The sequence below is a fragment of the Candidatus Kryptoniota bacterium genome (assembly GCA_036567965.1).
Classification (GTDB): Bacteria; Bacteroidota; Ignavibacteria; order Kryptoniales; family JAKASW01; genus JAKASW01.
In genome coordinates, this window is sequence record DATCTN010000025.1 from 135501 (window position 1) to 149737 (window position 14237).

Here is a 14237-nt window from a genome sequence, read left to right on the forward strand (position 1 = left end):
GACTCGAACTGTTTTACTCTCAAGAAAAAAGTCAAGTTGACGAGGGTGGCGCGACGAATGTTTTGCTTGGTCGAGATTGCTAACTTAACATCGGAACACTTATCGGGGGCAGGTCAGGTTGATATCCGCGTCAGTTCATGCACCAGCCGAGTTGGTTTCACCTGTGCTCCTATCTCCCAGCCCGACAAAAAGTGATTGGACAACCAGAACGATTGCAGCAGCCGTTGAGTGAGATCGGCAAAATGATTCGTTGAGATGGTGTTCGATGAGATCACCTTCGCAACGCAGCCTTTGAAAGAAGAAAATCGGGGATACTGGCATCAAGCGTTACACCATCGATTAGAAACTCTGTCCCCTCTCCCTCTTTCATCACATCTTTATATAAAACCGACTTCGCCAACCAATGGTCCTGAACTTTCATTACCTCCCGTACATCAACGGTCTTTAGCAGTTTTCCACTTTTGGCGTACAGGTTTTCCCTGAGAACAATAAATCGTGCTTTGTCGACCCATATCCGACGATGGTCGTAAGCGATATCTTCCTTTATCGCCTTCAGGTCGAGGACCCAACATAGCCTACCTGTCACCGTATCTTCTGAAGAAATCGTTGCCGAGTACATGTTCGGGAGATGCGGATCATCCATCATGTCTTCGTACGACAGGTCGGAACCCATCAAGGACTGTCGGAGCAAATGTCCGGAAATCATGATCGTGCGGTCGGTCGAAGGGGAATATTCCCACAGCATATCTTTGAGCTTCAACATTTTCGTCCCCTGCTCACGGGCCGGGGCAACGAATTCCGTAAACGATTCGTCCGTGCCCCGCTGCCAAGATTTTGACTCCACGGTCCGCATTTCCCGGAGCCCGTGGATGACCATGCGTGATTCCACTATCTTGGTTTCTGAAAACATGTTCTTATCGACTCTGTTGAGTATCTCGTCTCCTGAAAGAGCCTGTAAATAGTTGACAGGCAGCAGGAGGGAGAGAATTAGCCACATCATGGTGATCATGTTTCAAGCTCCTTGAACAATTGCGATGTTTGTCGTCTGTAGATCCCGATGCCGGACATCGCGGTGCCCAGAAATGTAGCAAGCAGGCCGGGGAAGAAGCCGATCACAAAGGTAAGACCCGTGATTTGCGCCCGCACGACGTTCGGCAGCATCATCGTGCTGTCTTTCATGATCGCACCGATGTTGAAACCGTGTACCTGCAAATAGAATGCGATCGCAAGCCCGAAAAGCGTACCCACAATCGATCCGATGCAACCGATTGCCAAGGATTCCGTGAGCATAGAAAGATACACATGCGTCTTGTCCTCACCCATGGCGAGGCGGAGGCCGATTTCGCCATACCGGCGCAAGCTTCCCGTTAAGCCCGCATTCCACAAAACGATCGACATGGCAACCAAGAATACGCCGACGATGACTGCAGAAAATATATCGACATAGTCGATGTAGTCTGAAAGTCCGCTGAGCGTTCGCAGCGTTCCCATGACCGGCGCGAAAGAAACAGCGTTCGATGGCGTACTGTCCGAACTGACCATGTGGCGAGCATTGAACTGCGCTGTCACCGCATTTGCCCGGTCCTCGTGATACAAATCGTCCGCAAAGAATCCCAGTATTTCTCCTGCCCCTCCTTGCATATCCAGCGCTTGCTGTATGTCGGAGATGTCGGCAATTACCATTCCCTTATCCATCGCGGCAATACCAAACCGAACCGTCCCGACAACGACGAAGTTTGTCACACTCATACTTCCATACATCGTCGAGCTGATCAAGGTCGCCGTGTCTCCCGGCTGGACACCCAACTTTTCCGCCAATTCTTCGCCGGCAAGTATTTCTCCGTGACTTCTCGGGACCCGCCCACGGACAATGGCGTCTTTCATATTGAGGATTTTCCATTCAGCGCTCCCCGCCGACAGCAAATCTACCGCCAAGCCGCTGACTGGGCCCTGGGCTTTGGTTTCGTGGTGTTCATCGGGGATATCGAGCAATCCACCGAATTTGATCCGCGGAACCCAGACAAGATCGGGGTAATCGTGTCTTAGCTCGGTGATGAGCGTATCGATTCCGAGGAGCGCCAACTCGTTGGATGCTTGGTCTGCCTCCTTTGCGTACGCCCTGGTCATTACATCGACGTACCCGGTGTTGAAGTGGGCGGTCGACTGAATCATACTCGAAATTGCACCGTTGATCCACGCCTGCAGGAAGACGACCAGCATCACCCCGGCAAGAACGGTCAGGAACGGAAAGAGCGATCTTGACCTGTCCCGCAAGAGTCCTTTGAGGAGAAACTTAATCATGACATTTTCCCCCTCAGTGCATCGGTGGGTTTCAGGTGCGCTATCTTTCTTGTCGGAAGGAAACTGACGATGGTTGTCACAGTGCAGACCAGGATTGTCGTACCAATCACCAGCGCCGGAGAATAGGCGGGGAATAGCTTTTCCCCGATAGCAAAACCCAAGCTGTCCGCAGCATTTGGGAGTTCGAAACCCCTATTGGCCGCAATCGCGAGAAGAGGTATCCCGTACACCGCAGCGACGACAGCTGCCAGAATGCTGTGAAATGCTCCTTCGAATGTAAACAATTCAATGACGTTCGTCCTTGTCATCCCAAGGGCCATGAGCGTTCCCATCTCCTTCCGGCGCCGCCAGATTGAAAGAACCTGCGTGTCAAATATTGCCAGCATAGCCAGAAACAGAAGGAGAAGATACATGATACTTGCGCCAATGCTTTTCATTTTTACGAGCGAATGTATGCTTTTCAAAAGGAATGAGAGATCCTTGAAGTTCCAGTCGGCGACATTGTCCACCGGTACGACATTCTTTTTTAAGACGACAATCGTTGCTTGGTTCTCTGTGCGAGTGAAATTCCGGAGCTGTTCCAATGGGATCCATATCTGTTCGTTGTCGATGTCCTGCACAGTCGTTTTGAACACCTTCTTGATCGTTACATCGCGCGCATCGAACGTGCCGTGGATGTCCCGCCACTGCACCGTCACCACATCCCCTTCGTGTATTCCGGCGCTCTTCGCCATCCTAGTCCCAATCACACCAGGAATTTCCTGAGATGTGTCCTTTAATAGCTCAGAAGGAATTGACAGGATCTTCTGATCCGGATCGATTCCCTTCAGGAGAATAGAGCGGAATCGGCCCTGAGGATAGATGGTCCCTCTTCGAATAAGGATAGGTGTTGCCTTTGCCTCTGATATGAGCGACTGAAGCTGAGGTGGCAGCACTTCGTGAGCGTCGTCCAACGAGAGCGGGTCATACGGATCGTACGACTTCTGCCAATACTGTCCACCTGCGTAGAGGTCGTCGATAGTTGCACGTTCCACCTGGTCGTTCAGTCCGTCATAGAATCCCTGCACGAAGATGATGGCAACAAATGAGAACGAGAGAGCGATAACATTAAGCCATGTCCGTAGACCAGCACTAAGGATATTTCGAATTGCCAGTTTCAACGTAAGCATAGTCTACCTCACGATTGCGATTCTTCTGCGAGACGTTCGTCCTTTGCGACCTTTCCGTCTACCAGAGTCACCTTCCGCCTGAGATACCCGATGACTTTTTCATCGTGTGTCGCGAAGACGAACGTTGTTTTGAGGTTCTGATTCAGCTGCAACATCGTTTTCATAATATGGTGGGAATTTGCCGCATCAAGGTTCGCGGTTGGTTCATCGGCCAACACGAGCTCGGGTTTCTTCACCATCGCCCTCGCAATCGCAACTCTCTGACTCTGTCCACCTGAAAGTTGCGACGGTCTGGAATCCGCCCTATCTCCAAGGCCGACCCATTCCAGCGCCTCTTCGACAAGTTGCTTTCGTCGGGATGCGTCAACCCTCTGTAACAGGAGTGGAAACTCGACATTTTCATAGACGGTGTAGACAGGAAGGAGGTTGAACGTCTGGAAGATGAATCCGATGTGTTCGTTTCTGAGACGAGCCGCTTCTTTGTGCGACAAGGATTCCACGTTGCGCCCCAGGACGACAGCGCTCCCGTGAGATGGAGCATCAAGAGCACCCAAAATATTGAGTAGTGTGGTCTTGCCTGAACCGCTCGGACCCACGAGACCCACGAACTCTCCCCGAATTATAGAAAGGGTGATGTGGTCGAGCGCAGTAAGATTCGTCTGACTGAGCGCATAGATTTTGTCAAGATTTTCGGTCGTTATCAGTGTCGCATTCTGCATACGCTGCTCCATCTTATGTCCGCAAAGAAATATGAAAATCCATCTAATGATTGAACACGGCCATCACTTGAAACCCCGTTCCCGCAAACGCGTTTGTGCCCCCTTGATTCCGATAGATCTGAATAGTCTCCGGATTCCAGAATCCGAGGAGATACAAACTCCAGTTGTCGTACTTGCGCTGCCAGGTTGCGATCCGGTACCATTGCTTATTGTTCCAGTCCCGATAAACAATGGCCGACAGCTGGTCGAGTATTCCCAGTGGATAGCTCATCGATAATCCCGAGAAACCCTGACCATTTGCGGAGGCAAGAGCGGCTGGTGGATTTTCCATTCTGAAATATTCCATCGCGACGTACAATCCGTTCCCGACTGCAATTGTGTAATCTGCTCCAAGCGTCCATTGCCGCTGAAAGTGCAGATCAGGGATGTCGGTCTCTTCGCGGATCAGCACCGCCTCAAACCACACACCGATGCCGATATCCCATTTCCCGTCCAATCCCAACCGGTCTTCGGGAACGTTCGTATTCATCGGCTGCAGTGCAAAAGGCAAGAGCAAACCAAGGTCCGCGCGTCTGTGATGATACGTAATGCCGACCTCCCCATCCCAGAGCGTTGACTGGGCTCTTCCGCCGTATTCAACCGTTTCCTTCTCGGTGGGAGAAATTTCCCATCCTTTCGTGTAGTTGTTCCCGTACAGCCCCCATAGCCAGAAGTTGGCATTGTCCTGGAACGTGTACCGGGCGAGGATGCCGTAGACACCGTCTGAAAGCTGAAGCGGATCGCGAGGGTCAACCCTGTCGAACCACATCAACGGTCGGAACAACAGGGCCGAACCGAAATTGATTTTCTGCAGACCGATGCGCGCCTCAAATCGTTCTGTGGACAATCTGAACCACGCACGGTACAACTTGAGTGTTATATCGTACAACGGACTTTGATTCTGCTCATATTGTGCGGTAGCAAAAGTGTTGAGCGACAGCTCCATATTCGCATCGACCTCACCCCCTAAACGATACTCGGCCAGCAAATCGGGGATGTACCGGAGTCCAAGGACAGATACGGCCCGCTCCTGTGAATTAGTAGTAAGCCATGCAGATGCCTCGCCGTGCAATTGTTCGGTCTGGGCAAATGCTGCATGTGTCATCGCTATGACCACGATCGAGATTTTGACGTGTCTAGTGTGGATGAGCATCCTATGTCGGCCTGTGGTATCGCGTCATTAATCCGAAGACGTCCTTTAGGTCAGACTCAGTGACCTGATGTTCCCCATTGCCAGGCCATCAGGTTAAGCAAATGGTCGTTTATTGCATCGACGAGGAAGAAGTCGGGCGCGATCGTGTAGTTCGCGCCTGCTGACAAACAGTAAAGCAAGAAGGAAGCCAGCGACCATTTAAACTGGTTTGTGCTCATTTATGTGCCGATGCAAAGTTACCAATCCTATCCGCCAACAACAACTCCACGATCTTTGGTGCACATTCATTATTCACCCAAATGTGGAGATATCGCTCGCCATATGAGACGAACAAACACGGTGATTAGAAAGAGATGTGAAGAGCTGAACAATTGAATTCGAAACGTAGGTAGTTGGTGGGCACTTGCTCCCCGATCGGAACGATGACACGAACTTTTTGAGGCTCAATATAAAAGTTGTTGTCCTAAAGATGGCCCGAGGAAGACTATCGTTGAACATGGATCAAGACAAACGGAATCCAGAGCTTCCAAAGACTTCATCTTCACGATATGCGGTTCCTGAAGCCTAATGCTGAGGTTTAAAATAAAAAGTCCCGCCACGATTATTTATGACGGGACTCAAATGAACGATGATGCAGATTACTTCTACTTCATTAACAGCATTTCTTTGACAAGAGTGAAATTCCCCGACTGAATCCGGTAGAAATACATTCCGGTCGAAAAGCGAGTTCCGTCAAAAATCACCTGATACGAGCCAGCACTCTTCTGTTCGTTCACAAGTGTTTGCACTTCCTTTCCAAGAATATCGTAAACCTTCAAAAGTACAAAGCCATCCGACGGCAAGTCATAAGCGATTGTGGTCGACGGATTAAATGGGTTCGGATAATTCTGATAGAGTGAATAGTTCTTAGGAATTTGGACCGTCACATTAATCGTGTTTATGTCCGTCGTGATTCCGTTTGTACTCACGCTCTGGAGTTTGTATGAATACAGCCCGATTCCTTTGAGTTTCAAATCGGTAAAAGAGTATGTCCTGCCGCTTTGACTTGTGCCGAGTCCTCTCAAAGCTTTATCCGTGGAGTAGTTCGCGATGAGCACAAAGGAGTTGTCAACAGGCGTTTTTCTTAAGACGTTGAAGCCAGCATTATTTACTTCCGCCTGAGTTACCCAAGTGAGCTTTACGAGACCATGACCTGATTGAGCAGCAACTGACACAACATTTATGGGAAGCGGAATTTCATCTCCAGGCCCGGCTGTCGACACGCACCGCAATGTGAATGAATGCTCGCTTGAATCTGAAATGACAAACTCAGCGTCACCACTCATCCGAGTCCTTTTTGTACTGTCACTGCTGTTTACTATGAGATAATAGTCAACTCCGGTTTGGGCAACGTGCCAGTGCACGGTTATGGGATAACAGACTGTCTGTACTCCAACACCAAAATCAGTTGAATCAAATAATTGAGGAAGAGTCTCCAGAAATCTGTCCGATCCAAAACGCGCATCAAATGCTCCGTCCGGAGGCTTCGGCGGAAGTTCATATCGAAGGAGAGCCAGAGAATCGACATTTGCTCTGCCGAAGTATAGTGTCTGCGCAAAGGAATCTGCATCAACAATTTTCAAATAGTTAAGTGTGTCCAAGAAGGAGATGTTCACGCCCATAGTGACGTGGGATTTGAATGCTTCGACGTACTTTTTGTGACTGCTGATCATGGGGGCAGGCTCTGACGATAAGTAGATTCGAGCAGGGTCAGTATGAAGGATCAATCTGCCAGCATTGGATGCTTTCACCCAATATCCCATCCCTGGTGCCAAGGAGTCAGCGAAGCGGTAACCGCCATTGAAGCCAAAGTAAAAAGAACACACGTTTCCGCCTGGAGATTCAATAATACTGTCCACGGGTACTGATGCACTTATCGAACCTATAAGATTCCACCCGGCGACTACGGAAAAAGTGTCAGCAACGATGGGAAGACCTGTGATATTTATGATGGATGATGTGTCGAATTTCAGCCAGTAACCACACTGATTATGTAAGGTATCCACAGGTACATAGATGTTGTTGAAGCCGAACGCATTCGACGTTGCGTTGGGGAATAGACTTCCAACTGCATAGTTGTCAGGAACAACAGGAATGGAGATCATGTTCCATGACGAATTAAGGGATCGCGTCGCGGTTATTTTTCTGGAGTGAATTATATAACTGCCATCATTCTCACCTGTTAAGACATCCTTGCCGGATGAGTCGCTTAAAACAACATTTAACAAATGAATCTGGAATGTCCCGGCAGTATCTCCCAGCAAAACGGGCAACTCCATGATAGATCCGCTGTCTGACGAGAACGGAGCAAGTGAAGGTGAATATGCGATGATTCTCAGAAGCCCGGAAGTTAGTCTTGATGCACTTATGACGTGATCCTTCTTTCTTGACGTCAGCCGGATTGAATCCAAAAGGGGTGTGATCGAGTCAGGAAGTTGGAGATCGAATTGATAACCCACTATGGATTTCATATTCTCAAGGTCGAAAGCAATCAGCCCACTTTCCTTTTTGAAGCCAGCTCCATCAACGACACTCAGTATGTTCGGAAGGTAAACGTTCGCCGATAGGGACACGTACGCGGGATCATGCTGCGAGTCATTGGTCCTTATTGTAATCTGACCACCATGATTGCCTTCCTGTGTGGAATGAAATGACACCACTAAGTAGATCGAGCCCCCAACGGGCACTGAAACCGGTGCGGCGAATGGGGTGCGGAAGGATGCATTGTCGACTGAGATTGAGTTCACTGTGAGAGTATCGCTGCCACTATTTGAAATAATCAATGTCACCTTTGCCGTATCCTTTGCAGAAACACTGCCGTAGCCAATCGAATCTGTGTTAAGTGATAGTATCGGGGAGATCACCTGAAGGTTACCAGCGTAGGAGGCGGATATGATATTTGCAGCGGTTGAATCGCTAATGACTGCATCCGACGGTGACAAGGCGTAGGTACCACCCTGACCTTGTACCATGAAGTCCATTGTCAAGACGACACCGCCAGTGTCTTTGAAAGCGGAGTTTGAGGGTGAGTATGCAAGAACCGTAAGGATATTTCCCAACGTATCCGCCGCGACGATTTGGTCAGTTGCCCTGCTTGAGAGATGCGCTGACCCGCTTACAAATTTTGCAACTGACGGTAGAGCTATTTTGAATTCAAAACTAGTGAATCTCTCCATGTTGTTTATAGAAACCGGAACATGAAAGACATATCCGGAGCGTCCGTTAGCAGAGCCAATCCTTAGCTCATTCACTGCAAAAGCGATTCCATTCAACGTGACACTCTGAGTCGAGGCGGCTGGATCATCGCTTGAGATTGTCAATGTGCCGGCATATGCTCCTTTCTTTAGGGAGCCGAAGTTCACGTTGATTGTGATACTGTCATTTGCAGGCAAGGAGACGGCAGAGGAATCATTCATCCAGAAAACGCTCTGGTTAATCGACAATTTGGAAATATGGAGGTCTACATTGCCGGTGTTTTCCAGAGTGACTGTCTCGACCTTGTATTGATGCAGTGGTACGGCACCGAAGTTCAGATTCATGGGCGAGACGTTAAGCCGGGGAGCGCTCAGGGTGAAAAGTCCACCGTATGAGGCAGTCAGAATATTGTGCGAGGCCGAATCAGCAACGATTGCGTTTTGAATACCAATCGGATAGGTTCCTGCCGTCGTTCCATCCGCAAAATTCAATGTAAGTACGGCACCGGATGAACCTTTGAATGCAGTCAAGCTAACCGAATAAACAATTATTCTAAGCACTCCGGGTGAGACTACACTTGCCGAGAACGACTGATCCGCGGCTCTCGAAGTGAGTTGGATTGAACCGTTGACGAAGGTCAAAACACTTGGATAATTAAGATCCAACTGAAAACCAACAAAAGGCTTGTCGTTTGAGATGGAAAGTGAAAAACCGACGGTCTGATTTGGACCTGTTCTTACGCTGTCGAGATACATAATTGTCGATGCGCGCAGGCTCGACACGGCCAGCAATGTAAGAGCTCCAGCAACTGCAAGGCTCTTCACTTTAGAACCCACTGCCGAGTGATGCAGGCGAAGGAAGAACAATCGTAGTGAAATCATATAGACCTCACTTCAGGAGCATCATTTTAGTCGTGCCGATTATCCTGAACGCATTGTTGTCCCGGACTCTGAACTGACAGAAGTATATTCCGGAAGCAACTCGAGCTCCGTTGCTATTCCTACTGTCCCAGATGACCTCATGGTAACCTTTGCTCTGGCTTCCCTGCTCAATCATTCTTACCTGCCGACCAAGAATGTCATACACGACTATCTGAACTGCACTTACGTCTTTGGGCAGTCCGTACCGGATTGTCGTCGTCGGATTGAATGGATTCGGGTAGTTCTGAAGCAGGCTGTACGTCACTGGAACGACAGGTACACCATTGTTACACACGTTCACGGAGACTGACTTGCCATCCGATGAAGAAAGAACCGCGGAGACCAGGGAAAATCCCTTCGTGCTGCTTTGAAGAAGTGCTATTTTGCCTTCGGGTATGAAATCTCCTCTCATGCTGTAAGCAAGGACAATTGCCGTGTCTCCCTTTATTTCGGCAGTCGAGACCTCAAGGCCGCTCAACCCTTCAAGGTGGCTCAGCGCCTTCGGATCTTTACATCCGGCAAACCTCAATTGAATACCCGACACCCTGACAGGCGAATTAAGCCAGACTTTACCATTGACGAGGTTTAGCGTCGCTTCCTGCTGTGACGACTTCGAGACATCTGAATAAGCAATTGTCTTTGGCATACCTGTGCCAGGATAAAGGATCAAGTTAATTGTGCGGACCACATCCAGGATATTAATTAGACTATCGTCATTCACATCCGCTGCTGCAAAGATGAAGGGCTGTGGATTCTGACCGAGGATGTAAGAAACGACCGAAATGACATCGAGAACATCTACATTAAAGTCGCCATTTGCATCACCAGGTTCAGATGTCAAAGCTTTTGTTCCGACGAACTTGGAATATTCACTTTCAGTGAAATCGGTGCGTACCACCTTGTAAGCGTAGTAATAATTCTTACCTGGAACGACATTGAAATCTGTGTACGTTGTATCCGTCACTAATTTTGTGCTTATCAAAGTAGTGTCAGAGTAGGTCGTGTCTGTCAAGTTGTTGAAGCGATACATGTTATATCCTAAGATGTCCGGCAAGTCAGGCTTAACCCAGTCAAGTTGAACCTTCCCGAGACCCGGCGTCGCGGCGAAGTCAACAGATTCGGTTCCCGCCGCATCGATAAGAAAACTGAACCTCATGTCTTCAACGGGTATTTCAAAGCCTTCGGGGTCCGTGGCGCTTGACACACGAATCATATTAATTCCGTCTCCAGTGTACAGCTTCACGGTTTTGTACGCCGTCCATACCCTGGCAGTGTCTGACCAATGTGCCGAATCAGTTACAGCTTGCTGATTAAATGGATCACGCACACCAAAGGAAAGTTGCGGGGTGTGGGTTGTGTCCATCGAACGATTGAAATAGACATCGAAACGATGAGGACCAGCACCGATTGGACTCATTAGATTCTTCTGATCTTGCGGATCGATACCGTCAACGAGAACTTTCCAGACGATCCCGTGAGCAGAGTCGGATGGAGCCGTCAGATAAGGTTTAAAGTTTACCATGGGCAGATTCGCATTTTCCCAGAAATCAAAGATCTTCCCTTCAATCCTGGATGAATCAACAGTCCCCCAATATTGATTAGGGATCTTAACAATATCTCCTGTTCCCACGGCATAAACTGCAAAGGAATTCTGTCCAAAGCCAAGGAAGTTGTTGCCCACTGACGCCGCATCGGTCGTAGGAAAAAGGACTGAAGTCGGCCAAAGAGCAGGAGCGTAATTGAACAAGCGATTAAAATTATTGTAGTTCCCCGGAAACCAAGATTGCCCACTGGCATAGCTCGCAGCAATTGTGTTGCAATTATCGATGGTGCATTTGTACAACACAGGTGCATGATAAATATTAAAAATGCCGAACATACAGTTCACAAACACGCATTCTGAGAAACTGAAATTAGTGCCCAAAAACATGCTGTTACTCTTGGTCTCGTAGAATCCGTCGAATTTGCAGTGATCGAAAGTGTAGACCGATGAACCGAACATATCATCGCCGAAGCCGTCATTCGTTGAAATGAACTGTGTATATGAGAATGTAAAGCTGCCAACACCGCTGAATCCGGACGGCCCATTGAAAACGATATTGCTGTCTGCCGTGCCAAGGGCATAGATGTGCCCTTTATTGACGAGCAGGTTATTGAGAACGATTCTCGTCCCAGGATTTATTGTCAATGTTCCGTTGGAGCCGACTCTGAAGCTCTGGTTCACGAGCCAAATCCTGTTGGGCGTCAACGTCAATGTCGAATCCATCACGCCTGCAAGGAGTTGTCCATTGCTCGCTGTCAATACGATCTGTTGTTTCGTGGTATCCACTGCTCCGCGATACCAAAGCGTCGCCCGGAACACTATAGTCCTGCCCTCGGCAACACTCGGCGAGATCTGGATTACGAAAGGATTTGCCTCGTTCGTTCTCGTTGCATAAGGACTGATGCTGCCGAGGTATGCAACCGAATTCAGTATATGTGCAACGGACGTGTCCTCAAATTCACCGAGTTGCAATCCTACAAAAACGCTGTCAGATTGTCCCCAGGTATTTCTAACCGTGAACCACTCCTGAATCGTCTCACCTGCGTCAACCAGTCCGTTGCCGTTATCACCCGCAAGAGTGTCAACGATCGTATTGGAAACGAACCATAACTCCGGATTAGGATGAACATTAAGCGCGGCAAAGATGTTCATGTTATCTGCAGATGTGTTTATCAAGTTGCCCAACATCAGTTCTTGAGACTGCCCGGGATGGAGTTGTCGATAAAGGGCGACAGCCCCTGAGACAACCGGAGTTGCCATGGATGTGCCGCTGTAGACCCTGTAATTGCCCTCAGGTATTGTACTGATTATTCCATCACCAGGAGCTCGCAATTCATAATTCCACAAATTTTGGTACTGGCTATAGACTGGGCCGTCAGGGTCAAAATTGCTGAATGACGCGAGTCCTCCGCCCTGAGATGTGGCCTGAACGCCAAGCACATAGGACAGTGCTGCTGGAAAGAACGGGCCAGGACGTATTGAATTGATGTCGGCAGCATCATTGCCCGCCGCGGCAACAAGCACACACTGTGCATAGGCATATTGCAGGGCAGCTTCCATCGTCAGTGATTCGGCGTAGCTTCCAAAACTCATATTTATTACTGTCGCGCCTTTCAGCACCGCATAGTAAATCCCTTGAGTGATTGTAGCTGCGTCGCCTTGACCGTTGCTCTGGAATACTTTTATTGGCATGATCCTCGCGTGCCAATCAACTCCTGCGATTCCAATTCCGTTGTTCCCGACTGCGCAAGCGATACCAGCTACATGTGTGCCATGACTGTTATCGTCGCTTGGATCGCCGTCGTTGTTTATGAAATCCCAACCATGAAGATCGTCGACATAGCCATCATTGTCGTCGTCGACACCGGTGATTCCATTCGCTTCGGCGGTGTTTGTCCAAATGTTGTCGGCAAGATCCGGATGATGCCAGTCAACACCAGTGTCGAGAAACGCAATTATCTGACTTGAGTCGCCAGTGGTTGTGTCCCACACGGCGTCTGCATGAACGGCAGGTATTGCCCATTGCTGTGAGTAAAGCGGGTCGAGTGGAGTGACAACTCTTGGTGACTTCGGATTGCTGCCACTAGTACCGTGGTCATTCAAATACTCATGAATCTCCTGCGGGGTGATTATGCCGGATTCTGGTTTATCATTCACGATAGAATAAACATAATCGGGTTCGGCATAGACAACGTTCGGATCACCCTTCAAAGTTTGGATCGCATCAAATTGCTTCAGCGGATCTTTAATGGTGAGTTCGTAAATGTTGTGCAAGCTTGGCCGTTCGAAGGTGTAACCATTGAATGCCTTTAGCGTCTGGCTTTGCTCAAGCGGTTTTGCACCCTTAAAAACTTGTACCACCGATGTCACTTCGTATTGCTTGAAGATCGCATCGACAGTCGGCACTCCGGTCTTCTTTAAACCGCCCGCCTCGCCCGGCACAACGCTGGCCGCATCCTTGAATTTGACAAGTATTACTCCCGGCAGAAAATGCGCCTTCGTCGCGTTCGCGCTCACCTTGACTGGATTGCCAGGCCCACTGTCACGAAAAAGTGTGGTCTGCCCGTTAGCTAATTGAAACGCAAAAAGTAAAAGAAGACTAGTGATACTTTTATTCATATTGCTACTCCCTTGACATTCTTAGCGGCTGACAGCCTTTGACTTGATAAGAAATCGCCCTTAACTAAGCCTTCCCTGACATCTTTATAGTTTTCACCTTCAGTCCATTTTCACCGTGTCTCTGAAAATGACCTGCTGTTATATGAGGACGCTCTGAGAGAAACAAGCGAAGGACGGGCAACAACTAGTCCTCCGTCTTCACAGGCATGTGGATGTTCGATCTATTTTATACGTCGCCTAGCTTCCTGCAAAACGAGTGGATTTCTTATCGCGTTATCCCACGCAAAGGAATCTAGTAAAATTTAGCCCGCAACCCTTCCATAACCAAATTGATGAGCACGGTGATTGCATTATATCACAGTTGATGAATTCTGCAAAGGTCATTGAAACCGGCAAAGCTTTAGATGTCATTGAGTGTTATCGTTCGTATTTTCCTGAGCGGTAAAGGTTGATGGATCAACATCCAATTCCGAGTTGAGTACTAAGATAACATTGGATCGGTTTTGGGGGCACTTAGGATTGTGACGATCCGAGAGAACC

8 protein-coding genes are annotated in these 14237 nt (G+C 48.8%); all 8 read right to left on the bottom strand.

Annotated elements, in window-relative coordinates; genetic code table 11:
- Positions 1–271: 271 nt before the first annotated feature.
- The gene (locus VIS48_10615) at positions 272–1009 is read right to left on the bottom strand and encodes an outer membrane lipoprotein-sorting protein (protein HEY9166602.1); all 738 of its coding nucleotides are present in this window, start codon (positions 1007–1009) and stop codon (positions 272–274) included.
- Positions 1006–2301, bottom strand: a complete 1296-nt coding sequence (locus tag VIS48_10620; GenBank protein HEY9166603.1) for an FtsX-like permease family protein — start codon at positions 2299–2301, stop codon at positions 1006–1008. Before VIS48_10620 ends, VIS48_10615 begins: the two co-directional genes overlap by 4 nt.
- Positions 2298–3470, bottom strand: a complete 1173-nt coding sequence (locus VIS48_10625) for an FtsX-like permease family protein (protein HEY9166604.1) — start codon at positions 3468–3470, stop codon at positions 2298–2300. The genes VIS48_10620 and VIS48_10625 overlap by 4 nt, the downstream gene beginning before the upstream one ends.
- A gap of 8 nt (positions 3471–3478) precedes the next feature.
- The gene (locus tag VIS48_10630; GenBank protein HEY9166605.1) at positions 3479–4189 is read right to left on the bottom strand and encodes an ABC transporter ATP-binding protein; all 711 of its coding nucleotides are present in this window, start codon (positions 4187–4189) and stop codon (positions 3479–3481) included.
- A gap of 43 nt (positions 4190–4232) precedes the next feature.
- Positions 4233–5381, bottom strand: a complete 1149-nt coding sequence (locus VIS48_10635; GenBank protein HEY9166606.1) for a hypothetical protein — start codon at positions 5379–5381, stop codon at positions 4233–4235.
- Positions 5382–5437: 56 nt separating this feature from the next.
- Positions 5438–5599, bottom strand: a complete 162-nt coding sequence (locus tag VIS48_10640; GenBank protein HEY9166607.1) for a hypothetical protein — start codon at positions 5597–5599, stop codon at positions 5438–5440.
- A 426-nt stretch (positions 5600–6025) separates the two neighbouring features.
- Positions 6026–9496, bottom strand: a complete 3471-nt coding sequence (locus VIS48_10645; GenBank protein HEY9166608.1) for a choice-of-anchor D domain-containing protein — start codon at positions 9494–9496, stop codon at positions 6026–6028.
- A gap of 7 nt (positions 9497–9503) precedes the next feature.
- On the bottom strand, positions 9504–13697 hold the full coding sequence (locus VIS48_10650; protein ID HEY9166609.1) for a S8 family serine peptidase: 4194 nt from the start codon (positions 13695–13697) through the stop codon (positions 9504–9506).
- Positions 13698–14237 lie beyond the last annotated feature (540 nt).

Coding starts and splice junctions, on each gene's coding strand:
- VIS48_10615 (HEY9166602.1), bottom strand. CDS start 1,009: ATGATCACCATGATGTGGCTAATTCTCTCCCTCCTGCTGCCTGTCAAC.
- VIS48_10620 (HEY9166603.1), bottom strand. CDS start 2,301: ATGATTAAGTTTCTCCTCAAAGGACTCTTGCGGGACAGGTCAAGATCG.
- VIS48_10625 (HEY9166604.1), bottom strand. CDS start 3,470: ATGCTTACGTTGAAACTGGCAATTCGAAATATCCTTAGTGCTGGTCTA.
- VIS48_10630 (HEY9166605.1), bottom strand. CDS start 4,189: ATGCAGAATGCGACACTGATAACGACCGAAAATCTTGACAAAATCTAT.
- VIS48_10635 (HEY9166606.1), bottom strand. CDS start 5,381: ATGCTCATCCACACTAGACACGTCAAAATCTCGATCGTGGTCATAGCG.
- VIS48_10640 (HEY9166607.1), bottom strand. CDS start 5,599: ATGAGCACAAACCAGTTTAAATGGTCGCTGGCTTCCTTCTTGCTTTAC.
- VIS48_10645 (HEY9166608.1), bottom strand. CDS start 9,496: ATGATTTCACTACGATTGTTCTTCCTTCGCCTGCATCACTCGGCAGTG.
- VIS48_10650 (HEY9166609.1), bottom strand. CDS start 13,697: ATGAATAAAAGTATCACTAGTCTTCTTTTACTTTTTGCGTTTCAATTA.